The 23,522-nt window shown below is 53.3% G+C and carries 16 protein-coding genes and 1 pseudogene; 3 read left to right on the forward strand and 14 right to left on the reverse strand.

Annotated elements, in window-relative coordinates; all coding sequences use genetic code 11:
* Nucleotides 1–15 precede the first annotated feature (15 nt).
* Nucleotides 16–3,417, reverse strand: a complete 3,402-nt coding sequence (locus BT114_RS08185; RefSeq protein WP_218163481.1) for a response regulator — start codon at nucleotides 3,415–3,417, stop codon at nucleotides 16–18.
* Between the two features lie 391 nt (nucleotides 3,418–3,808).
* Here BT114_RS08185 and BT114_RS08190 point away from each other — a divergent pair, with 391 nt between their 5' ends.
* A complete protein-coding gene (locus BT114_RS08190) occupies nucleotides 3,809–5,464 on the forward strand; it encodes a methyl-accepting chemotaxis protein (RefSeq protein WP_177247061.1) in 1,656 nt (551 codons plus the stop codon).
* A 213-nt stretch (nucleotides 5,465–5,677) separates the two neighbouring features.
* On the opposite strand, the gene BT114_RS08195 is transcribed toward BT114_RS08190, so the two are convergent.
* From BT114_RS08195 to BT114_RS08210, 4 genes are read right to left on the reverse strand one after another with little or no spacing between them, the layout of a single operon-like run.
* Nucleotides 5,678–7,390, reverse strand: a complete 1,713-nt coding sequence (locus BT114_RS08195; protein WP_177247062.1) for an ATP-binding SpoIIE family protein phosphatase — start codon at nucleotides 7,388–7,390, stop codon at nucleotides 5,678–5,680.
* Between the two features lie 26 nt (nucleotides 7,391–7,416).
* The gene (locus tag BT114_RS08200; protein WP_072325881.1) at nucleotides 7,417–7,731 is read right to left on the reverse strand and encodes an STAS domain-containing protein; all 315 of its coding nucleotides are present in this window, start codon (nucleotides 7,729–7,731) and stop codon (nucleotides 7,417–7,419) included.
* A 54-nt stretch (nucleotides 7,732–7,785) separates the two neighbouring features.
* Nucleotides 7,786–9,147, reverse strand: coding sequence for a methyl-accepting chemotaxis protein (locus BT114_RS08205; protein WP_177247063.1), 1,362 nt, complete (start codon nucleotides 9,145–9,147; stop codon nucleotides 7,786–7,788).
* Entirely contained in the window at nucleotides 9,068–9,589 is a 522-nt protein-coding gene (locus BT114_RS08210) for a PAS domain-containing protein (protein ID WP_072325883.1), read from the reverse strand. Before BT114_RS08210 ends, BT114_RS08205 begins: the two co-directional genes overlap by 80 nt.
* Before the next feature lie 383 nt (nucleotides 9,590–9,972).
* Between BT114_RS08210 and BT114_RS08215 the strand changes: the two genes are divergently transcribed.
* Together BT114_RS08215 and BT114_RS08220 are read left to right on the forward strand one after the other, a co-directional pair.
* On the forward strand, nucleotides 9,973–10,842 hold the full coding sequence (locus BT114_RS08215; protein WP_072325884.1) for a sulfurtransferase: 870 nt from the start codon (nucleotides 9,973–9,975) through the stop codon (nucleotides 10,840–10,842).
* Entirely contained in the window at nucleotides 10,839–13,220 is a 2,382-nt protein-coding gene (locus tag BT114_RS08220) for a putative bifunctional diguanylate cyclase/phosphodiesterase (protein WP_072325885.1), read from the forward strand. Before BT114_RS08215 ends, BT114_RS08220 begins: the two co-directional genes overlap by 4 nt.
* A gap of 18 nt (nucleotides 13,221–13,238) precedes the next feature.
* On the opposite strand, the gene BT114_RS08225 is transcribed toward BT114_RS08220, so the two are convergent.
* The 9 genes and pseudogenes from BT114_RS08225 to BT114_RS08265 all read right to left on the reverse strand — a co-directional run bounded on the left by BT114_RS08225 (nucleotide 13,239) and on the right by BT114_RS08265 (nucleotide 23,280).
* Nucleotides 13,239–13,739 carry a flagellar basal body-associated FliL family protein gene (locus BT114_RS08225; RefSeq protein ID WP_072325886.1) on the reverse strand — a complete coding sequence of 167 codons (501 nt, stop codon included), beginning with the start codon at nucleotides 13,737–13,739 and terminating at the stop codon, nucleotides 13,239–13,241.
* Between the two features lie 198 nt (nucleotides 13,740–13,937).
* Entirely contained in the window at nucleotides 13,938–14,924 is a 987-nt protein-coding gene (locus BT114_RS08230; RefSeq protein WP_072325887.1) for a branched-chain amino acid ABC transporter permease, read from the reverse strand.
* 2 nt (nucleotides 14,925–14,926) lie between these two features.
* On the reverse strand, nucleotides 14,927–15,814 hold the full coding sequence (locus BT114_RS08235) for a branched-chain amino acid ABC transporter permease (protein ID WP_072325888.1): 888 nt from the start codon (nucleotides 15,812–15,814) through the stop codon (nucleotides 14,927–14,929).
* Between the two features lie 88 nt (nucleotides 15,815–15,902).
* A pseudogene (locus BT114_RS08240) lies at nucleotides 15,903–17,115 on the reverse strand (ABC transporter substrate-binding protein).
* A gap of 107 nt (nucleotides 17,116–17,222) precedes the next feature.
* On the reverse strand, nucleotides 17,223–17,942 hold the full coding sequence (locus tag BT114_RS08245; RefSeq protein WP_072325889.1) for an ABC transporter ATP-binding protein: 720 nt from the start codon (nucleotides 17,940–17,942) through the stop codon (nucleotides 17,223–17,225).
* Complete coding sequence (locus BT114_RS08250; protein WP_072325890.1) at nucleotides 17,942–18,715, reverse strand: ABC transporter ATP-binding protein; 774 nt, start codon at nucleotides 18,713–18,715, stop codon at nucleotides 17,942–17,944. Before BT114_RS08250 ends, BT114_RS08245 begins: the two co-directional genes overlap by 1 nt.
* A gap of 161 nt (nucleotides 18,716–18,876) precedes the next feature.
* Nucleotides 18,877–20,769 (reverse strand): propionyl-CoA synthetase, encoded by a 1,893-nt coding sequence (locus BT114_RS08255; protein ID WP_072325891.1) that lies wholly within the window; start codon nucleotides 20,767–20,769, stop codon nucleotides 18,877–18,879.
* 452 nt (nucleotides 20,770–21,221) lie between these two features.
* Complete coding sequence (mmsB, locus tag BT114_RS08260) at nucleotides 21,222–22,106, reverse strand: 3-hydroxyisobutyrate dehydrogenase (protein WP_072325892.1); 885 nt, start codon at nucleotides 22,104–22,106, stop codon at nucleotides 21,222–21,224.
* Between the two features lie 52 nt (nucleotides 22,107–22,158).
* Nucleotides 22,159–23,280 carry an enoyl-CoA hydratase/isomerase family protein gene (locus BT114_RS08265; protein ID WP_072325893.1) on the reverse strand — a complete coding sequence of 374 codons (1,122 nt, stop codon included), beginning with the start codon at nucleotides 23,278–23,280 and terminating at the stop codon, nucleotides 22,159–22,161.
* Between the last annotated feature and the right edge of the window lie 242 nt (nucleotides 23,281–23,522).

Consider the following 23,522-nt stretch of genomic DNA (forward strand, 5'->3'; position numbering starts at 1 on the left):
AATCAGATGCAATCGCTACGGCTGCAACCAGTGTTGCACCGATGCAATGAATGACTGCACCTGAATGGGTTTGGTGATGTATTCAACAAAACCGGCTTGTTTACCACGCTCAATGTCTTTAGGCATGGCATTGGCACTGACGGCAATCACCGGCAGGTGTTTCAGTTCAGGGTGTTGGCGGATGACACGCAACAGCTCGTAGCCATCCATGCCGGGCATGTTGATGTCCAGCAGGATCAGATCCGGGTGATGAGCCAGTGCCAACTCCAGGCCCAGTTCTGCCTGATGGGCTTCCAGCAGTTGCAGGTTGGGGATCCGCGCCAGAATGCTGCGAACCAGTCGCAGGTTGGTGGCATTGTCTTCAATATAAAGCACGCGCTGCCCTGAGCAGGAGCCATGGGTATCCGGCAAGGCTTTCGGGGCCAGCGAATCATCCAGGGCAGCATCCTGAGCAGGCAGCAATGGCAACTGCAGCATGAAACTGCTACCGATGCCCAGCTGACTTTCCACCCGGATGCTCCCCCCCATCAAATCCATGATGCGCCGCGTGATGGTCAACCCGATGCCGGTCCCCTCCACCTCGGAAGTTTCAGCTCCCAGGCGATGAAAAGGTTCAAACAATACTTCCAGATCCTCTGCTGCAATGCCGCGCCCAGTGTCTTTGACCTGCAGTTCAAAGCACTGCCGGGAAGCACTTTGCTGCCAAAGCAGCTGCACAGTGCCACCGGGGCGATTGTATTTCACTGCATTGGACAAGAGGTTGAGCAGCACCTGCTTGAAGCGGGTTCGATCGGCCACCACCACTGCCTCGGTGGTCTCCACCGGGAGCAGCTGAATGCCCGCTTTAACTGCCAGCGGGCCGATCAATGAACAACACTCATCCATCACGGCCTGCACTTCCACTGGCTCCAGGGACAGGGTCATGCGCCCGGATTCAATCCGGGCCAGATCCAGCACTTCATTGATCAGCTCCAGCAGATGATGACCCGCCTTGAGGATTTCATGCACGTTTTCCTGCTGATCAGCATCCAGGGCTTCGTCATACTCCAGCATCTGGGCAAAACCGAGAATGGCATTCATCGGCGTGCGCAGCTCATGGCTCATGCTGGATAAAAACTCGGACTTGGCCTGATTGGCCCGCTCGGATTCCTGCACGGCCGCCTGAAGCGCCTGCTGACGTGTCAGCTCCTCACTGTGATCGGTAAAAATGTTGAAGCTGTGCAGCAGCTTTCCTGTTGCAGGATCGAGGATGCCACCAATGTTGCTCTGGCTGTAAAACTCACTGCCATCCTTGCGCCGCAGCCGGATCAATCCTTGCCAACCCTTACCTTTTTTCAATTCGTCCAGAATGCTGGCCACCAGGGGATGCTCGTCCGGTGCGGCAGCGACCTGGGCAAAATCCTGACCGATCAGCTCATCCTCCTTGTAGCCGAGCAAGGCCCGGTAAGCCGGATTGACGTACTGGATGCGACCATCACTGCCGGATACCCGAATGGCCTGATCAGCCACTTCCACCATGCGGCGAAAGACTTGCAACTCCTCTTCTGATTCGCGCAACCTTTCCTCCGCCAGCACACGATGCGTCACATCCTGCACCACCCCGGTCATGCGCAGCGGGTTGCCACTGTCATCCCGCTCCACCGCCCCGCGCTCGGAGACCCAGCGCACAGTGCCATCTGGCCACACCACCCGATGCTCCAGGTCATAAGGCGCTTCACCTTTCAGGCAGGCATCCACTGCTGCCACCACCTTGGCACGATCTTCAGGATGAATCGCCGCCAGGAAGTTGTCGTAACTGGTTTCCAGTTCACCATCCGGGTAACCAAACAGCGGCGCAATGCGCTCACTCCAGAAGAGTGCTCCATCGGATATGTTCCACTCCCAGGTACCTATATTGGCAAACAACTGTCCACGGCGTAACCGCTCCCTGGCATGATTTATCTCGTCATGTGAAGCTTTCAGCTCCTCCTGAACCGCCTTGACATGGGTAATGTCCGTGCGGATGGAAACATATTGATAAGGTTTTCCCTCGGCATCCATAAAAGGTGTGATGGTGGATTCCACCCAGTAGAAACTGCCATCCTTGCGGCGATTGCAGATCTCACCGAACCACACCTGACCAGAGCTGATGGTGGCCCAGAGTTCCTTGTACAGGCTTTCCGGGTGCTGGCCGGATTTGAGCAACCGATGGTTCTGGCCCAACAGTTCACCACGCTTGTAACCACTGACATCACAGAACAGGTCATTCACGTAAGTGATATTGCCTGCCCGATCAGCGATGCTGACAATTGCATGCTGGTTCAATGCCAGATGCTCTCGTTCACGCTCATACAGCGTTTTCTGCAAGCGGGCCTGGGCATCAGTAAGCTGCCGGGCACGTGCAGCACGCATGCTGACCAGTTCAATCAAGTGCTGTGGCAGTGTGGGCTTAACCAGAAAATCATCGCCCCCCTGCTGCAGAGCGAACAACTGCCGATCCCGGTCTGACTCGGCAGACAGAAAAATGATCGGCAACTGGCAATAACGTGGATCATCACGCACCATTGCCGCCAATTCATAACCCTGGATGCCTGGCATGTGCATGTCCAGCAGCAACACATCCGGCTGGGTCACATGCAACTGCATCAGGGTTTCACCCGGGTTCTGGAGTGCTGTCACCCGCATGCCTGCAGAGCGCAACACGGATGCCTGAACCTCCAGCACTAAAGGATCATCGTCCACCACCATGACACGATAGGGCGACTGGGCAACGCGCCCAATTGCCTTGTCCAGCAAGGTTATCAGGTGCTCTGTGTTCACCGGTTTGGTGAGATAATGGCGAGCACCGGCACGATAAGCAGCCAGACGTGCATCCAGATCCTGACGACTGGAAAGGCCAACCATCGGCGGCACGGGTTGCTCCAGGTCCACAGCAAGCTGCTGAATGAAACCAGCCCCCGCCAGTGGATCCTCCGGAAACACCATGTCCATGATGATGGCATCCGGGTTACCCCTTCTGGCAACAACCTGCAAAATGGCCGGGTAATCCGCAGCCACCTCCACGCAGTACCCTCCAGCCTCCAGATTCAGCTTGAGCAGGGCGACCTGATCCGGATCATCATCCACCAGCAAGACAACAGGTGGCCGGGCCGTCACCGGCTTGAAATCGTCATTCTCTTCAGGCACAGGAAGAAGCGGCTTTGCAACAGGTCTGGATGCATCCTGCAACGCCAGATCCAGGTCCACCAATGCAGCCGACAACTGCTCAAGAAGGCTTCGGTCAGCGGCCTGATCAGCCTTTAGCTGCTCGACCAACTGGCTCATCAGTACATCTGCCCTTCCGGCAAAAGCTGCCAACTCGACCAAGCCAAAGGTGGCTGCCGTTCCCGCCAGACCATGCACCTGCAGATGCAGCTGTCCAATCTCACCTGCTTGCAAGCAAGGGTTTTCCAGGCAATCGGATAACAGCAAGATCTGCGCCTGCCGACCAGGCAAGCCAGATAAAAACTGTTGATGCAATTGCTTAAGGTAGTATTCGGGAGATTCCACCTGCTGGCCTTCCTGAGAAAAAGATGTGAAAGAATTGTAAGATTATAGGTACTTGCACACACCGCAAGTTTTAAAACTGGGCTAAACCAAGGACCCGAACCAAACAAATGATAGATTGTTGATACATTTGACGAGGCTCACCAGATTTTTAGCAGAATGTATCAACAATGTATCACCACACAGGTAGTTTTACCGACACTGGCCTTTTACCAGCTTTATACAGGCAATATGTAATGATAGGTTACTTTCATTACATAAAATGACCTGGAGTGACCCGGCCATGAAGAATAACCAACCTGTTACCCAAAAGGATTTTCCTGTACGCCCGGACTGCGCCATCATCTCCCACACCGACGCCAAGGGCCGAATCACCTACGTCAACGATGAGTTTGTTGAATACGCCGGGTTCACGCGTGAAGAACTGATTGGGCAGCCTCATAACATCATTCGCCACCCGGACATGCCACCGGAAGCCTTTCGCGACATGTGGACCACTCTGAAAGCTGGCCGTGCCTGGCAAGGCATGGTCAAGAATCGCCGCAAGAATGGTGATCATTACTGGGTCAAGGCCACTGCCAGCCCAAGGCCGGATGGTGGCTACATGAGTGTTCGACTGCAACCCACCCGTGAGGAGGTGACTGCAGCAGAGCAACTCTACCGTGAAATGCGCGAGGGCAAACGCATTCGTCTGTCCGGTGGTTATGTGTTATCCGGTTTCGGGTCGCGCTTGAGAGATGCATACATCAACCTCAGTCTGACCACCACAGCCATGCTGCCCATGTTCCTGATGGTCATCATTCTGGCCATACTGGCCAGCTGGCAATACCTGCAGGTGACAGATCCTGCCATTGAGGCAGTCATCACCACCCTGCTGATCAAGCTGGGCCTTGTGAGCGGTGTAGCGCTGCTATGGCTATTCATGGTGCTGAGAAGCAATTCCCATCGGCTGGACAAACTGAGAAGGGTGGCTCTGGAAATTGGTTCAGGTAACCTTGTAGGGGAGGCTCCGGTTGGCAAACATGATGAAATAGGCAATGTCTTTAATGCCGTGATGATCATGCGCAACCGTCTTTATGAAATTGCTTTTCAGATGACTCAGTCGGCACGTGAGCTGAATGTTGCCGCTGTGGAAATGCTGGGGGCCAGCGAAGAGACTTCACGGGGTGCCGTGGAGCAGTCCAACGCCTCAGCCAGCATGGCTGCAGCACTGGAGGAGCTTACTGCATCTGTTGAGCAGATTGGGCATAACGCCAGCGAAGCCTTTGCTGCATCAGAAGCAGCCGGCAAGATTGCCAGTGCCGGCTCCAAAGCCGTATATGCCAGCAGTGAAGAGATCCGTCATATCGCTGTTGCAGTGCAAAACTCCTCCAAGCGCCTTGGTGAGCTTGAAGCCTTGTCCGACAACATCGGCAAGATCGTGTCAACCATTCGTGATATTGCCGATCAGACCAACCTGCTGGCACTGAATGCCGCGATTGAAGCTGCAAGGGCCGGTGAACATGGGCGCGGTTTTGCTGTGGTTGCTGATGAGGTGCGTAATCTGGCAGAACGCACCGCTCAATCCACGGTTGAAATCTCGGAAATGGTGAGTCAGATCCAGCAACAGACCGATGCAGCCGCCAGAGAAATGCAGGCCAGTGTCAGTCAGGTTGAAGAAGGTGTTGCCAAAGCTCGCCAGGCCGGCCAGTCTGTCGCTGAAATTGAGCAGGGAACACAGCGGGTCATTCAAGCCACCCAGGATATCCAGCAGGTGTTACAGGAGCAGGCCATGGCTGCCCGTGAAGTGGCCGAAACCGTTGAGGGTATCGCCAACCTTGCCGATAGCAATGCCGCTCAGGCTGAACAGGCACTGATTGCCAGCCGTCATGTACAGGACACAACACAAGTCATCGATGAGTTACGTAAACAATTCAAGGTATTCAAGCACCAACCTTAACCCCCTCCTGCTTGACTTTAGCCTGCCCCATGGCAGGCTTTTTTTTAACAACGGAGAAGATTTACGATCAAAGGTGATCGGAGCAGAATAACCCTTGCCACCGACGACACAACTGATACCGGCCGCGATCTGGAAACCATCGGCGGTATTGACCCACTGATTGTCGGCAGGGCAAGTCTGATGACTGACTGACCCTTCTCAAACCGGGCTATGTCACCAGCGTAGCTCGGCTTCAACCCTGTTACCCGGTGGATGAATGATGAGGTTGTCCGCAAGACTTCTGACAAGCTGCATGCCACGCCCCCAGAAGCGCGAAGGGTCATCATGCTGCTCCAGCTCGGATAACCGGGTCAGGTCGTAACCCTTGCCCGGGTCCTGAACCACCAACCTGAGGCAACCACCTTGCTGCCGGGGAAGAAAAGTCATCTGAATCCGTATCTGGCCCGGGGGTGGATCATCAAACAGGGCTTGTCGCTTTTCATAATAAAGGTGAAACCCATCAGGGGTACTTTTCAGCGAGGAGTCCAGCCCAAACAAACCGTGCTCAATGGCATTATTGTATAGCTCACCAAAGAGGGTCTGAAGTCGCTCAGCCTGTTCAGCCGGCCAGTCTTGCAGGTATTTTGTATCGGTCAGCGCTGTGATCACTTCCGAATGATCCAGTAAATACCCACCCCCGCTTGCCAAAGCCCACTCCCAACCTTCAGGTTCCGGTGACAGGTCCGCAGACTGATCGCTGGACACATTCAGTACTGCAAGCGCTTTTTCTAAATCAATACTAACCAAAGTAACATCATCGTCAGGCAATCGATTCTGGCAGTGCTGATCCAGACGTTCATCCAGAGCAGAAAAAAAACCATCGTTACTTGCCCAGCTATCCATAAGGTCTTTAAACCCACATGATGAAAACGTCGCACCCTCTTGATTTCGTACATCAAGCAGGCCATCACTCATCAGCAGTATGCGTTCGATATCAGTAAGCCGCCCGCTCCCCACTTCTGATACAAAGTCATAATTTTCCAGGATCCCCAAAGGAAGACCAGAAGATGAATGATAAATCAGTTGATCTTTTGACTTGTAAACAAAAGGTGGCATCCCGCCAGACCAATAACAAAACTCGCCTTTCACAGGATCAATATCAATTAAAACAGCTGCCATGAATCGATCATCTGGCAGAATTCGACATAATTTATGATTTAATTCAGTCAATAATTCAGGGATCGATCTGCCCTGGCGAGTCATGGCATGAAACAACTCGCTGGTTGGCAAAGCACCTATGGCAGCAGCCAGACCGTGTCCGGTGAAGTCGCCCAGCATAACCCTTATGCCGCCTTGACCCAAACGACAGCTCAATACAAGATCACCACTGAAACATGATGCAGGGCGACTGTATGAATCCAGCCCACTGATTGGTTCATTATGTGCTGAAACCGCATGCAGGAAAACACGATTTGCCAGCGCCTCATTTTCTTGTTCTTCAGCAATCTTAAATAATAACTCATCGTGCTGGCGGCTCAATTTTTGATAAAGACTTCGGATGCGTTCCAGCGAGTAGATTCTTGTCCTGAGTAACCTGGGGTCGACCGGTTTGCTTAAGTAGTCGTCACCACCTGCCTCAATACAAGCATGCACTTCTTCTGGATCATCCAATGCAGTGAGAAAAACTATCGGCGTAAAACGACCGCTGGTCATGGACTTGATGCAGCGCGCAGCTTCTCGACCATCCATATGTGGCATGATGACATCCATGAAAACAAAATCCGGAGCCAGCAGTTCAAATGCCTCAATCGCTTCATAACCATCATGAGCAATTGCTGTTTCAAAACCCATCTTTTCAAGGATGGACTGCATGATCACACAATTGATGGGTTCATCATCAACAACCAGGGCAAGCCTGCGGCTGACAGGCTTGAATACCAGATTCAAACTCCCATCCGTATTGCACTGATCACTCATAAAGGCGATACGGCTTTGCAATCAAACAAACGAGAAAAGTTTGATGCTGAAACCACCTTTTCGATGGCAGAGGGTTTGACATACCTCAGCTCAACACGGTTGTTTCCTGCCTTCTTTCTCAGCAATAAAAGTAGCCCAAGGGCAGAGCTGTCCATGTATTCAGCAGCAGTCAGGTCAACCACAAACTCACAACCATCCTTTGCATCATTCAGCAGTTTGCGAAACACTGCATGCTGGTTGAAATCAAAGCGCTCGGTAACATTGATGAATATTGTTCGCCCCTGATTTTCGGTGCGACTGGTAATGCCCATTCAAAATCTCCTGTTGGAACCCTGTGCAACAAATGGAACAACTGCGGATGATTTTCAGCGTCCCAACGCTTCCAGCTGACTTTCAATATCAGCAAAATACTGATCATAAATATCCAGCAGTGCGGCCCGATCATCACTGTTACCCGACCAGCGCCCAACTTCCGCAAAGTTCGCAGCCTGCTGCGAAATATTATGCAAATCATCAATTTTTATCGGCATGCCGTTCAAAATGGCATTCACATCCGCACGGGCCTGCTGGGCTGAGCTCAACAAGCGCATCGAAGCCCCCATATCATGAGTATGCTCGGTTATCAGGCGTGTTTTTTGCTGGACTTCCTCAGCAGCCCTGGCCGATTCACTGAGCGTGGTTGCAAAAGACTCCGAAAGTACTCTGGCGTTACCAACAGCCTGGTTAAGATCAGTGAAGCGCTGGGTCATTGATCCAAGGGTTGTCATCATGTTTTCAATGGAACCGGTAATCTCGACGGCAGTTCGTCTTGATTGCTCAGCCAGGGATCTGACTTCATCGGCCACCACAGCAAAGCCTCGACCATGTTCTCCAGCTCGCGCCGCCTCAATGGCCGCATTCAGCGCCAGCAAATTGGTTTGTCCGGCAAGACCATCAATCTGGCTACTGCGCTCACTGATAAGTGTTGCAGCGTCAGTCAAAGCCTCAAGCGCCAACGAACTCGACTCAACCGCTCCTTTTGCATCATCCATTGCCGAGTACATCTCTTTTGCCGTTCCGGTCATGGCATTAGCTGTTTCGATGAATTCATCAGAGAAACCGGCGATGGCTTCAGCCTCTGCATTGACCTGAACCAGCGAAGCATCAGACGCACTTAGTGCCGAAGACATGCCTTTCTCGGATCGCAGAAAAATCCGCGATAACAGTGATTCACGATTCACCAACTCCTGCGCTTGCTGTACCTGATCGAGAATGCTTTGTGTCGCTTCAGTGACTCTTTTGAAAGTGCCGTGTAGTCCGCCTACCTGGATGGAACGATAGTGATCACCACGACTGGAGGCTTCCAGCGCACCCAGAATCTCTCGGAAAGTGGTTTCTGTCTGGTCCAGAGCAGAGTTCAGTCCGACCCGAATAAACTCCAGATCAGGGTCCTGCAGCCGCCTTGGCAAACGTTGATCAAGGTGTCCCTCATGAATGCGCTGGCAGATTCCTGTCACCAGAAGGGTTTCATGATGCCGCGCACTCAACCTGAACGAAAACCAAAGTAACCAGATAGCAACCAGCCCCCCTGTCAACAGGGTTAACCAGGGAAACCAGAATGCACAGATCGCACCGGCAACAGAAACAAGGGCCGGCCATATCAACGAACTAAACTGTAAGAACCCATTCTTCATAGGGCTTTCCTTTATGAGCCAGATAATCAACCAATACCCGGGTACCGGCAGCAACCGCATCTGTTGTAGCAACAGACTGCTCTGCATTCAGCATTTTCTGGTAAAGGGGAGTGATGACATCAAGTACACGCTGATCAGGACAGCGGCGAACAGAGGTATACCCGATCAGCTGTCCGACTGGGTCAAGGTCTGGGGTGATATGGGCAAAAACCCAGTAATAGCTACCATCCTTGCTCATGTTTTTAACATAAGCAAAAAACTCTCTGCCTGACTTTATGGTATCCCAGGCCAGTTTGAAGGCAGCCCGGGGCATGTGTGGATGCCTGACTATATTATGCTGCTTACCTAGAAGCTCCTGCTCCGTATAGCCAGCAAATTCGATGAAAATCGGATTGCAATAGGTGATGATGCCTCTGGCATCTGTTTTCGAGACAATAAAGTCATCCTGCCGCATCTTTCGTTCAACCTGGGTTGGCTGAATCAGTTTAGATTTCAAACTGGCTGCTCCTGAATAAAGAAAACCCCACCATCAATACGGGCACAGCAATTCAGCCAGAAACAAGCTTGCCACTCAATTGGAAAAGTCAACGGGGAGCGATACAGCCATGCAGGATGATACATTGATGATACATTTCATGTTGCACCAGTGATTAGCCGCAAAAAACCAACGCCCGGACAACAAAAAACACACAACCAAAATCAAACATTGACACAGATCATACAACCAAACAGTTATCGTTTTTTAGTTGTTTTTCCTGATGAATGTATCAAGAATGTATCAAGCGCAATAAAACAGCCATAAAAACAGCGTCAATCCAGTTGCGAGCCCCCCAGCAAACACTCAACAATGTTACAAAAATCGGCAGAGGGCATCGTGCAATGCAATTCAGAAACTACTTTTCAGTCATCATCCTCTGCCTGCTCACTCCCTCCATTCAGGCCACAATCGTGGATCCGCACTGGTTAAAAAACAGGCTGGAACACGAAAACCTGTTGATTGTTGATGTTCGGGAGTCAGAGGAATTCCTGAATGGCCATGTTTCAGGATCAGTCAATCTGCCTCCCATGACCCTGTTTGCTGACAGTTTTTTATTGCCACCCATCAGCCAGCTGCAGTCATTGTTCAGTGATCTGGGCATCAATCACCAGCAACAGGTTGTGGTGGTGGGAAACCATGAGTTCATCTGGGCAGCCCGTCTTTACTGGATACTGGAGTTCATGGGGCACCAGGAAGTCTTTTTCCTCGACACTGCCTGGGGCCACTGGCAAGAGGGGCTTTTGCCAATCAGCCAGCAAGCGGTTACTCCCGTAACCCGTCAGTTTATACCCCGAATAGACCCGCAACGCCTGAAAACCCAGCTCGGCACCCTGGCTGCCATTGGCCACCAGCCCATTCTGGATGGCCGCAGCAAGGCACATTACATGGGCGAGACTTCAGGTGGAGCACTGCGTGCTGGACACATCCCCACCGCACTGCACTACCCCTGGACACAAAATCGTGAACAGGTGGAGGGGACTTATCGCTTGAGAAGCCTCGATGATTTACGTGAAGTCTACAAAGAGCTACCCAAGGATCAGGAAATCATCTTGTACTGCACCGGTTCGGCGCAGTCAGCCATGAACTATGTGGTCATGCAAGCCCTGGGTTATCGGGTTGCTGTTTACGAAGGCTCCTGGACAGAATGGGGCAACAACCTGTCGCTTCCCAAGGTGAATCTTTCAAAACAGGCCGGTGAACAGAATCCATGACTGCTGTGTGGCGCAGATCGATTAAAAAGCGACTCAGCCTGATCATTCTTGCCGTTGCCATGATCACTGGACTCATGGGTTACACTGCATTTGTAAGCTGGAATCTGCTGAAGCAACAGCAGCAAACTCAGGAGTATGCCTCCATACTGGCTCAGATACTCAGCAAGGATTTTGCGGAGCTGATCCTTCTGGATGATATTCGGGTGGCTGCAGATATCAATGCCAAGCTAGGCTCCTTTGAATTACTTCAAGCGGCTGTCATTCATGACAAAAATGCTGTGCCCGTTTTTCTGTATCAGGCCAGCACCAGCAACCTTGAGGTCGCACCCCTGCCACCACCGGATCAGCGTCACATACAGCGCGGCAGCAACCATCTGAATCTGTATCAGGACCTGTACTTTGGTGAAGCGCCGCTGGGGACTGCATGGCTGAGCTTTAAGACACAAAGCCTTGCTCAACGACTTGAACAGGATGCACCTGCCCTATTCGTCATTGCTGTGAGCATGCTGGTGTTTTCTTATGCACTGGCAAGCGCACTGGCCAGCTACTTCACCACTCCGATTTTGCAACTGGTTCGCTTCTTTGAACAGGCCCAGCAACTGGCAGATATTCAAACACGTCCTCAGTGGCGGGAGAACAATGAGTTCGGCCGTGTCTATGATGAAGTCAACAAGATGCTGGATCGCATTCAGAGCGCGCACGAAGCACAAAAAATAGCTGCTGCAGCTTTCGAAATACCCACCGGCATGGTCATTACTGATGCAAATCAGAAAATCCTGCAAGTGAATCAGGCATTTACCAGCATAACTGGATATTCACCCCAGGAAGTCATCGGAAAAACCCCCACGCTGCTGCAATCCGGTCGCCATCATCCCAGCTTTTATCAGGATATGTGGCAAAGCCTGTCAAGGCATCAACGCTGGGAAGGCGAAATCTGGAATCGCCATAAATCCGGCGAGGTATACCCTGAACGCCTGACTATTCAGGCCGTGAAGCATTCAGATCAACAGGTGGCCTATTATGTCGGGGCCTTTCTGGATTTGTCAGAACTGAAAAAGGCTGAAGCCAAAGCTGAATACCTTGGCCTGTATGACCCTTTGACTGGCCTTGCAAATCGTCAGCTGCTGCTGCACCGCCTTGAAGAAACCTTGCAGACACTCAAGATCAAAGCCAGCACAGAAAACCATGCGGCCCTTTTTTGCTTCGACCTGGACAACTTCAAGCTCATTAATGACAGCTACGGACATGATGCAGGTGATCGGATATTGGTCAATATTGCAAAACGCTTGCGATCCTACTGGGGGGAGAGTGCACAGTTTGCACGACTGAGCGGCGATGTTTTTCTGGTTCTTGATGAAAAACTGGATTCTCGCCTGCAGCAGGCCACCCTGCAGGCAGAAGAAAAAGCCAAACACCTGCTGGATTTTCTTGATCAACCCCATGAGGTTGCCGGAAAAACGCTACGCTGTCCGGCAAGCGTTGGCATCACCCTGTTTACAGCCTCACACCCCTCCCCTGGTGAGCTTGTCAAACAGGCAGAAGTGGCACTGCACCAGGCTAAGCAGCAAAACCAGAAGATCTGTTTTTTTGACCCGGAAGCAGAACGGTTGGTGCAGCAATATTTTGAAACTCAGCTAGCCTTGGAAAAAGCATTGAGCAGCCAGGCATTTGAGTTGCACTATCAGATTCAATGCAATGAAAAAGGTCAGACCACAGGAGCTGAAGCCCTGTTGCGTTGGCGAGACCCGGTCAAGGGTTTGATACCGCCGGATCAATTTATTCCGATTGCAGAACGCTCCCGCCTGATTCTTCCAATCGGGCACTGGGTACTACAGGAAGCTTGCCGTCAGTTGTCTCTATGGCAAAAGCACCCGACAAGCGAAGCCTGGCAGCTTGCAATCAATGTAAGTGCCGTACAATTTCAGCAAGATGATTTTGTGAATCAGGTTGCACACTGCCTGGCTGAAACCGGAGCCAGATCTCAAAGGCTGAAACTGGAATTGACTGAAGCAGTGATGATTGCTGATCAGGAAAAAATCATTGCAAAAATGACACAATTACAGGCGATGGGCCTTAGCATATCACTTGACGATTTTGGAACCGGTTTTTCTTCCCTCAGCTACCTGCGGCACCTTCCGCTTAATCAGGTTAAGATCGATCGATCCTTCGTTCAGAATCTACAAGCTGACTCTTCTGATGCAGCAATAGTGAAAAGTGTCGTCACACTGGGGCAGGCATTTAATCTGGATGTGATTGCGGAAGGTGTCGAAACCTCCGAGCAGGTCGCCTTGCTCCGAACAATGGGTTGCAACCATTTTCAAGGTTACTACTTTGGGCGCCCTGTCACTGCAGATAAACTCGTGACACAGACTACCTAAGAGATTCGTTTAGCCACTTCACTGCAACACAAAGTCCGTGATCAACACGCCATCAATGGCCAGCGGATCAGGCCCCATGACATCACGAATAACCCGGGCTGCGGCAACCTGAAGTTGTTGCTTACCTTCTGGTGTTTGCAGCTCTGCACGCGTCATCTCCCTCAACATCAGATTGATGCGACTGCGGATAAGCGGGCTGTGCCTTTCGATGGCCTGTGCAGTGCGCTGATCCTCAACCTTCACAGCCAGACTGACCCGCAAAAAACTCTGCCGCCGTGATGAGCCTCCCATAGGCACCACAAAAGGCTCTTCAAAACTGTAGTAAAAGGATGTGTTCAACCTGATGCGCGGATCACCCAGTGGCCCACCGGCACCGATAAAATCACTCCCTGTTCCCGGTAAGCGATCCTTGACCTTCAATGTCCCGAAAATCGCCAGCACCACCACCAGAATCAAAGCCAGGGCAGTTATCCCCATAAAAAGAATTTTTCTGGATTTACCAGTGGTTTTTTCACTCATGCTTGCCGGGCTCTGCTGTTGGGAAAGATGCCGCTTTGACACATTGTAAACCGGGTGGTTTCGTTACACTATTACAAAGTCAAAACAAAAAAGACCCACCAGTTACCTGGCGGGTCAAGCAAGGGCACAGAGACGTGACCCACAGAGCAAAGATGATGACGAGGTCTTACAGTTACAGCTAAACCTTGGCGAAAAATCTTAGCGGAAGTTCTTTTTCATGAACTTCTGGATTTCGCCCACAATACCGGCCCGGAAGGTCAGTACGCAGACCACAAAGATCACACCCAGTACCACGTTGACCCAGTCACCCAGCGCACTTTGTGCCAGCTGATGTTCAATGCCGATCACAAAGGCAGCACCAATCAGCGGACCAAACAAGGTGCCTACACCACCCACCAGAGTCATCAGCACCACTTCACCAGACATATGCCAGTGGGCATCAGTCAGGGAGGCCAGCTGGAACACTACCGTTTTGGTGGAACCGGCCAGACCGGCCAGAGCAGCAGACAATACAAAGGCCACCAGCTTGTAGGCATCCGTGTTGTAACCCAGTGAAATGGCACGCGGCTCGTTTTCACGAATGGCTTTCAGCACCTGACCAAAGGGTGAATGTATGGTACGCTGGATCAGCAGGAAACCAAACAGGAACACCGCCAGCACGAAGTAGTACATGTTCAGGTTGTTGGTCATATCAATCAGCCCGAACAGGTGTCCGCGTGGAATGCCGTGCATGCCATCTTCACCACCAGTGAAATCCGCCTGCAGATAAAAGAAGAACACCATCTGCGCCAGTGCCAGTGTGATCATGGCAAAATAGATGCCCTGACGACGAATGGACAGTACACCAAACAGCACACCCAGCACGGTGGCAGCGGCAGTGCCGACCAGGATACCCAGCTCAGGTGTCAGTGAATGCTGACTGAGCATGTAACCGGTGTAATAGCCTCCGGTAGCCAGGAAGGCAGCATGACCGAAAGACAACAGACCGGCATAACCCAGCAGCAGGTTAAAGGCACAGGCAAACAGGGCAAAACAAAGAATTTTCATCAAGAACACGGGGTAGGCTACAAAGGGAGCCACCAGTGCTACAGCCAGCATTACGCCATACAACATCCAGCGACGACGGTCTGCAGCCTGGCGAGCTTCCAGCGCAACACTCGGTTTGACAGTTTGAGTTGTTGACATGATCAAGCCTCCTTACCGAAGAGTCCGGACGGACGCAGCAGCAGTACAAGGATCATCACCAGAAAGATGACGGTATTGGATGCTTCGGGGTAATAAACCTTGGTCAGACCTTCAATAATACCCATGGCCAGACCGGTGATGATGGCGCCCATAATGGAGCCCATGCCACCAATGACCACCACCGCAAACACCACAATCAAGAGATTGGCACCCATACCCGGAGCAACTGAATAAATGGGAGCTGCCAGTACACCGGCAAAGGCAGCCAGTGCCACACCGAAGCCGTAGGTCAGAGTCACCAGCAGGGGCACGTTGATACCAAAGGCCTGCATCAGTGCCGGGTTTTCGGTACCTGCACGCAGATAACCACCCAGTTTGGTTTTTTCGATCATGAACCACACACCAAAACACACCAGCAGTGCAATCACCACCACCCAGGCACGGTAATAGGGCAGGAACATGAAGCCGAGATTAACGCCGCCCCGCAAGGCTTCAGGAACTGGATAACGGCTACCGGATACACCAAACCAGTTGGTGAACACACCCTGGATGATCAGCGCCAGACCAAAGGTCAGCAGCAGGCCGTAGATATGGTCCACATGCGCAATGCGACGCAGCAGAAAACGTTCGATCAGTACCCCGATGATACCGACGATAAGGGGAGCCAGAAACAGCGCAGCCCAGTAGTTGATACCCAGCATGTTGAGCATCAGCCAAGCAGCAAAGGCTCCCAGCATGTACTGCGCACCATGGGCAAAGTTGATGATCTTGAGCAGGCCGAAAATGACCGCCAGCCCCAGGCTCAGAAGTGCATAAAACGCACCGTTAATCAGTCCTAGCAGCAGCTGACCGAAAAAAGCGGCTGCAGGCACTCCGAATATCATGGTCATCTGCGTACCATCCTCTCACGAAACCTTGTATGAAACCTTCTTTCAGGCTAAATGCGGGGCCTGAATCGGCCCCGCGGATCTGTTGCGATTACTTCTTCACCATCGGGCACACACTCTGGCTCAGAGGACGGAAAGCCTCGTCACCGGGGATGGTGCGGATGATTTTGTACAGATCCCATTCGTTTTTGGATTCGGCAGGGGTTTTCACCTGAGCCAGGTACATATCGTGAACCATGCGGCCGTCTTCACGAACATAACCACCCTTGGCGAACATGTCGTTGATCTGGTTATCCATCATCCACTTGCGTACATCAGCAGCCTTGTCGCTGCCTGTCGCCTGCACACCTTTCAGGTAGTGCATGGTGCTGGAGTAGATACCGGCCTGAACCATGGAAGGACGGGCATTGGTGCGCTGGTAGAAGCGATCAGACCAGGCACGGGCATCTTCATCCATATCCCAGTACCAGCCAGTGGTCAGCTGGATGCCCTGGGCAGTTTGTACACCCAGTGCATGCACGTCGTTGAGGAACAGCAGCAGTGCAGCAATGTTCTGACCAGACTGGGTCAGACCAAACTCACCGGCAGTGATGATGGAGTTAACGGTATCGGCACCAGCGTTGGCCAGACCTACTACCTGAGCACCAGAAGCCTGAGCCTGCAGCATGTAGGAGGAGAAGTCGTTGGTGGCCAGCGGGTGACGCACGGTATTCACAATACGGCCACCGTTGGCCTCTACCACTGAACGTACATCACCCTCCAGCGCATGACCGAAAGCATAGTCAGCTGTCAGGATGAACCAGTTCTTGCCACCCTCAGCCACTACCGCAGCAGCAGTACCGTGAGCCAGCGGATAGGTGTCATAAGCCCAGTGGATGTGGTTCGGGGTGCAGTGTTCGTTGGTGATGCTGGAAGCAGCAGAACCGTTCACCAGACCCCAGGGTGTTGGTGCCGTTCATGACGCGGGTGGCAGCAATGGTTACTGAAGAAGCAATCAGACCCTGCACCATGTCCACACGATCACGCTCAACCCACTGACGCACAGTACTGGAAGCAACGTCTGGGCTGTTACGGTCATCAGCACTGAGAATGCGGATTGGCTTGCCATTCACACTACCACCAAAATCTTCTACCGCCATACGCAGTGCAGCCAGACCATTGGGACCCGCCAAGTCACGGTAGATACCGGACATATCGGCCAGGTAACCAATACGCACTTCGTTGTCGGAAATGTTGGCCTGGGCAGCGCTGATGCCCATGGCAGTTGCAATTGCGGCTGTTAATGCAGTTTTCATCATTTTCATTGTTATTCTCCGTTGCCTTGCCGGCTTTTGTTGTTGTTTTGTTTTCTCATCCATGATTAGCCAAACGCTAAACGTTTAAATCCATGTTCGGTTGCACACCCGCCTCATTACACGCCGAGATAGGTGTTGAGGATGTCTTTTTTGCTTTCCAGCTCATCCTTGCGGATTTCTTCCACGATCTGACCATGTTCCATCAGGTAATGACGGTCTGCGATGGGGGCAGCAAAACGGAAGTTCTGCTCCACCAGCAGAATGGTCAGGCCTTTGTCCTTGAGTTTCAGCAGCACCTCGGCGAGTTTCTGCACAATAACGGGTGCCAGACCTTCAGTGATTTCATCCAGCAGCAGCATGTTGGCACCAGTGCGCAGGATGCGGGCCATCGCCAACATCTGCTGCTCACCACCCGACAGCCGTGTACCCTGGCTCTTGCGGCGCTCATAAAGGTTGGGGAACATCTCGTAGATTTCGTCCAGACTCATGCCACCGCTGCGAACAGTCGGTGGCAACAGCAGGTTTTCTTCCACGTTAAGGCTGGCAAAGATGCCTCGCTCTTCCGGGCAATAACCCACACCCAGACGCGCAATCTGGTGCGCCGGTGTATGGATGGTTTCATTACCATTGATCATGATGGAACCGGTACGGCGCCCCACCATGTTCATGATCGATTTCAGGGTGGTGCTGCGACCAGAACCATTACGGCCCAGCAGGGTCACCAGCTCACCCCGGTTTACGTGCAGGTCAATCCCGTGCAGGATGTGGGATTCACCGTAAAAAGAGTGCAGATCAATGATCCGCAACTGTTCATAGTTCGGCTTGTCTGCGCTCATCAGTGAGCCCCCTGTACTTCAGCATGTTCACTGCCCATATAGGCTTCACGCACCTTCGGATTGGCAGAAACCGTGGCATAGTCGCCTTCGGCCAGCACTGCACCACGCGCCAGCACGGTGATCTTGTCACACAGCTTGCTGACCACACTCAGGTTGTGTTCAACCATCAGTACGGTACGGCCTTTGGCGGCCTTGCGAATCAGCTCTACCACCCGATCCACATCTTCATGACCCATACCCTGTGTGGGTTCATCCAGCAGCATCACCGTCGGCTCCATCGCCAGGGTGGTGGCCAGCTCCAGTGCACGCTTGCGGCCATAAGGCAGCTCTACGGTCACGTTGTCGGCATACTCACCCAGGCCCACAGACTCCAGCAGCTCCATGGCACGATCATTCAGCTGGTTGAGCACCTTTTCGTGCTTCCAGAAATGAAAGGAGTTGCCCATCGGACGCTGCAGCGCCACACGTACATTTTCCAGCACGGTCATGTGTGGGAACACCGCCGAAATCTGAAAGGAACGCACCAGACCCAGACGAGCAATCTCGTTGGATTTCATGGAGACAATGGATTTACCGCGATAAAGGATGTCACCGCGGGTTACGGGAAGGTATTTGGTCAGCAGGTTGAACACGGTGGTCTTGCCGGCACCGTTGGGGCCGATCAGGGCATGAATGTGCCCTTCGGTGACCTGCAGATCCACTGAGTCAACAGCAGTGAAACCGCGAAATTCTTTGGTCAGACCTCGCGTTTCCAGCACGAACTCCTGGCTCATGGTTAATCCTCTTGCTGTGGGCATTGCCCTGTTGTTTTTATTCCAGCCTGGTTTTACTGAGCTTGTCGAACCAGTCATCTATGACCTTGACGTAAACGTAAACCATACCAACCGCTTCGACAAGTACTCATTTGGATTTTTTTGCGATTTTTTAATCCGCGTCAGTTTTTGAGGATGCCCGCTGCTTTCAGAGATTCACCAATCTCCGGAAGAATGGACAAATCATCAATGGTGGACGGCGGCGCATAGTCCTCGCCTTCAGCTATCTTGCGCAAAATGGCTCGCAGGATCTTGCCGGAACGGGTCTTGGGCAAACGCTTCACCACCAGCGCCTTCTGGAAGCAGGCCAGTGCACCGATCTTTTCGCGCACCAGGGCCACCAGCTCCTTCTCCAACTGCGCCGGGCTGATATCCGCACCATCCTTCAGCAGGATCAACCCTACCGGTAGCTGGCCCTTCAACTCATCCGACACACCAATCACCGCACACTCAGCCACCGCCGGATGGGTGGCCACCACTTCCTCCATCTCGCCGGTGGAGAGGCGATGCCCGGAGACGTTGATCACATCATCGGTACGCCCCATGATGTAAACAAAGCCGTCCTGGTCGATGTAACCCCCATCACCGGTGTGGTAATAACCGGGGAAGGTGCCCAGATAGGATTTCAGGTAACGCTCATGGTCACCCCAGAGGGTCTGCGCCACACCAGGCGGCAAGGGCAGCTTGATGGCAATCGAGCCCATCTCACCCGGGTCAGCCTGTGAGCCATCCGGACGCAACACCTGCACGTCATAACCCGGCACACCCCGATTGGTGGAACCGACTCGCAGTTCATCCTCGCCCATACCCGTCAGCGGTGCCGTCACCGGCCAGCCGGTTTCCGTCTGCCACCAGTGGTCAAACACCGGCTTCTGTGACATTTCACGCAACCAGTGGTAGGTCGGTGAATCCAGTTTTTCACCGGCCACAAAAATATGTTTCAGGGAAGACACGTCATACTGGCGGAACAACGCCCCTTCAGGGTCTTCCTTGCGAATGGCGCGGAAAGCAGTGGGGGCACAGAAGATGCCGTTGACACCGTAATCCTGAATCACGCGCCAGAAGGCACCGGCATCCGGGGTGCGCACCGGCTTGCCTTCATAAAACACCGTGGTGCAACCACCCATCAGCGGGCCGTACATGATGAAGGAATGCCCCACCACCCAACCGATATCGGAAATGCCCCACCAGACATCCCCATCCTGCATGTTATAAACATTGCGCAGGGCAAAGTTCAGCGCCACGGCATGACTACCATTTTCACGCAGCACCCCTTTGGGTTTGCCGGTGGTACCGGAGGTGTACATGATGTACAAGGGATCAGTCGCTGCCACCGGCACACAGTCAGCCGGCTGCACATCCTGCTGAATGTCATACCAGTCCAGATCACGCCCGGCCTGCATCTGAGCCCTAGCCTGAGGGCGTTGCAGCAGGATGACCTTTTCCGGTTTGTGGCTGGCCTCTTCAATCGCTGCGTCCACCAGGGGCTTGTACTCAATCACCTTGGTGAACTCGATGCCGCAGGAGGCCGTCAGCACCAGCTTGGGTTTGGAGTCATCAATCCGCACTGCCAGCTCGTGGGGTGCAAAACCACCAAAGACCACCGAATGCACGGCACCCAGACGGGCGCAGGCGAGCATGGCAATACCGGCTTCCGGCACCATGGGCATGTAGATGATGACACCATCACCCTTGCCAACACCCTGGGCTTTTAATGCCCCGGCAAACAGTGCCACGGCATCCAGCAGTTCCTGATAGGTGTAGGTTTTACGGGTATCGGTGACGGGGGAATCGTAGATCAGTGCAATGCGGTTGCCTTTACCGGCCGCCACATGGCGATCCAGCGCCAGAAAACAGGAGTTCAGCTCGCCATCTGCAAACCAGCGGTGTGTGCCATCACTGTTTTCCTGCAGGATCTGTGTCGGTTTTTTGTACCAGTCAATCTGGGCAGCCTGCTCGGCCCAGAAAACTTCTGGATTCTGAAGTGCATTCTGTCTTGCGTTCTGTGCTTGCATGGTGAAATACCTTTTTCTTATTTTTGTTCAGTACTGCTTGCTGGCACCTATCAGTGCCGTGCTTTCGGCCCGCTTCGGGCACCAGCACCTATCAGCGCCGTGCTTTCGGCCCGCTTCGGGCTTCAAATGGCATAGAGCTTTCGGCCCGCTTCGGGTACAGGGCATTCCCGGTCAGGACGCGTGAATACGTCCCTGTAAGCTCCGGCCGCAACATCCATGTTGCGGACGGCCTGACCCGGAAACACCCTGCCCCTTCAGCTAGACTTTTGGCCTCCCCTGCCTGGCTAAGACTACCAATCAGGGCTGCGGTCAGGTTGTCTGCAACAAGCGGAGCAGGGACTGCGCAGCGCGGCGCTTGAGGCAGGGAAAGCCGATGCGCCGAGGAGCAGACTGCCTGACAGAAGCTGCCCGGGCTAATGGCACAATCCAACCCAAACCTCTAGCCAAAACAGTTACTCAGCAAACATCTTCTGGATGCTGGAGAAGTCCAGGCCGCCATTGCCTTTCTGGGCATGGAGGGCAAACAGGTTGCGCGCCAGCGAGCCCATCGGGATGGAGGTTTTGCTGCTTAATGCCGTTTCCCAGGCCAGCCCCAGGTCTTTGGCCATCAGGTCCACCTGGAAACCACCTTGGTAGTTATTGGAAGCCGGCACACCTTCCATCACACCCGGCCAGGGGTTGTAGACATTCAGCGCCCAGTTGCCGCCGGAGCTTTGTTTCATGATCTCGGACAACACTGCCGGATCGAGGCCATTTTTCACACCCATCGCCAGCGCTTCGGTGGTGCCAGCCATCAGGATTGCCAGCAGCATGTTGTTGCAGATTTTGGCAATCTGACCGGCACCGGTATCTCCGGCGTGAAAAATGTTCTTGCCCATGTTCTGCAGGATGGGTGTGGCGGCTTCAAAATCAGCCTGGGCGCCACCCACGATGAAGCTCAGTGTGCCCGCCTTGGCACCACCCACACCGCCGGATACCGGCGCATCAATGAAGCGAATGCCTTTTTCAGCAGCAACCTTGCCGACCTTTCGGGAGGTTTCCGCGGCAATGGTGGAGGAGTCAATCACCAGCGTACCGGCAGCCAGTTGGCTAAACAGCCCGGCATCACCCAGGTACAGGCTTTCAACATGCTGACCGGCGGGGAGCATGGAAACCACCACCTCGGCACCCTGAGCGGCCGCAGAAGCAGATGCAGCGGCCTTGCCACCCGCCGCTTCCAGCGCCTTGAGGGCATCCGCACTCAGGTCAAAACCGCTGACATCATGCCCGGCCTTGACCAGGTTCTGTGCCATCGGACCACCCATGTTGCCCAGACCGATAAATGCAATCTTGCTCATCTTGTGACTCCTGTTGTTTTTATGTTCGGAAGCTTGATGGTTTCAAAAAAAATCAGAGATCCTGCAAGGGGCTGCTGGCCCACAGCGGCTCAAAAAAGCTGTCAATCCACTGCTGCTCCACCGCACCCACGGTGGGGTAATGCCAGCGGGGCTTCTTGTCCTTGTCGATCAGCAGCGCACGAATACCTTCAGCAAATTCGCCTTTTAAAGCCGCATGCACCGACAGCTTCAGTTCCTGCTGAAACACTTCTTTCAGCGAAGCATGACGGGTGCGTTGCAGCTGCGCCTGAATCAGCAGCATCGAGGTGGGTGAACCCGCCGCCAGGGTATGAGCGGCACGCTGCAGCCATTTGTCCTCACCGGCATAAGCAGTGATCTTCTTGACCCGCTCCAGTGCCGAATCGGCATCGGTCAGGTACTGAATTTCTTCGTAATGCTGCTGCACCTGAGATTCCGGTAACTGATCCAGTGAACGCGCCTCAAACTCCCGCAGCACCTGGCTAACAGTACGGAAGGCATCTTCACCCCAGGGCGCTTCTTCCAACGCACCCAACACGGCATTGCGTTGTTCGTGGGCAATGAAACGATCCGCCAGCCCCACAAACAGGGCATCAGCAGCGTTGATGTTGGCACCCGTCAACCCCAGAAACAGGCCGGTCCGACCGGGCATGCGGTTCAGAAACCAGCTGCCGCCCACATCGGGGTACAGACCAATGGTGATTTCCGGCATTGCCAGACGGGAGGATTCGGTCACCACCCGGAAAGCCGCACCGGCAAACAGTCCCATACCACCACCCATGACAATGCCATTGCCCCAGACAATCAGGGGTTTGGGGTAGGTATGGATCAGGTAATCCAGCTTGTATTCAGTGGTAAAAAAGGTTTCAGCGTAGGGGTTTTCTTTTGCCGGATCACTGCCACCGGTGTATTCGGTCATCGAACGGTAGAGCGCCACGATGTCTCCACCGGCACAGAAAGCCTTGTCACCCATGCCTTCCAGCCATACCGCTGCGATGTGGGCATCATTTGCCCAACTGCGGAACTTCGGCAGCAGTTGTTCGATCATCTCCAGCGACAGAGCATTCAGGGCACGCGGCGCGTTGAGGGTAGCCACCCCCAGTTTCTGGCCGTTGTTCAGCGGCAGTTCGCTGAAAATCACCGGTAAATCACTCATGGCGGACCTCTTGTTCTCGTTTTTATATCCAGTATCAGGTGTCACCGAAATCTGAGTACCGGGTACCGACTGGTCAGGACGCGTGAATACTTCCCTGTAAGCTCTGCCGCAACATCCCTGTTGCGGACAGCCTGACCAGTGGTACACCAGTCCTCATTGCCAGCTCGTGGGTAATCCCCCGCCTCAGCGATATCCCTTCACTGCCAGCATCGTGGGTAATCCCCGCTTTAGCTATTGCTATT

The organism is Marinospirillum alkaliphilum DSM 21637, from assembly GCF_900119735.1.
Classification (GTDB): domain Bacteria; phylum Pseudomonadota; class Gammaproteobacteria; order Pseudomonadales; family Halomonadaceae; genus Marinospirillum; species Marinospirillum alkaliphilum.

Bases quoted from the DNA above. Each gene is read 5' to 3' on its own strand.
- BT114_RS08220 (WP_072325885.1), top strand. From the start codon at position 10,839: ATGACTGCTGTGTGGCGCAGATCGATTAAAAAGCGACTCAGCCTGATC.
- BT114_RS08245 (WP_072325889.1), bottom strand. From the start codon at position 17,942: ATGAGCGCAGACAAGCCGAACTATGAACAGTTGCGGATCATTGATCTG.
- BT114_RS08250 (WP_072325890.1), bottom strand. From the start codon at position 18,715: ATGAGCCAGGAGTTCGTGCTGGAAACGCGAGGTCTGACCAAAGAATTT.
- BT114_RS08265 (WP_072325893.1), bottom strand. From the start codon at position 23,280: ATGAGTGATTTACCGGTGATTTTCAGCGAACTGCCGCTGAACAACGGC.
- mmsB (WP_072325892.1), bottom strand. From the start codon at position 22,106: ATGAGCAAGATTGCATTTATCGGTCTGGGCAACATGGGTGGTCCGATG.
- BT114_RS08225 (WP_072325886.1), bottom strand. From the start codon at position 13,739: ATGAGTGAAAAAACCACTGGTAAATCCAGAAAAATTCTTTTTATGGGG.
- BT114_RS08235 (WP_072325888.1), bottom strand. From the start codon at position 15,814: ATGACCATGATATTCGGAGTGCCTGCAGCCGCTTTTTTCGGTCAGCTG.
- BT114_RS08230 (WP_072325887.1), bottom strand. From the start codon at position 14,924: ATGTCAACAACTCAAACTGTCAAACCGAGTGTTGCGCTGGAAGCTCGC.
- BT114_RS08200 (WP_072325881.1), bottom strand. From the start codon at position 7,731: ATGGGCATTACCAGTCGCACCGAAAATCAGGGGCGAACAATATTCATC.
- BT114_RS08215 (WP_072325884.1), top strand. From the start codon at position 9,973: ATGCAATTCAGAAACTACTTTTCAGTCATCATCCTCTGCCTGCTCACT.
- BT114_RS08190 (WP_177247061.1), top strand. From the start codon at position 3,809: ATGAAGAATAACCAACCTGTTACCCAAAAGGATTTTCCTGTACGCCCG.
- BT114_RS08255 (WP_072325891.1), bottom strand. From the start codon at position 20,769: ATGCAAGCACAGAACGCAAGACAGAATGCACTTCAGAATCCAGAAGTT.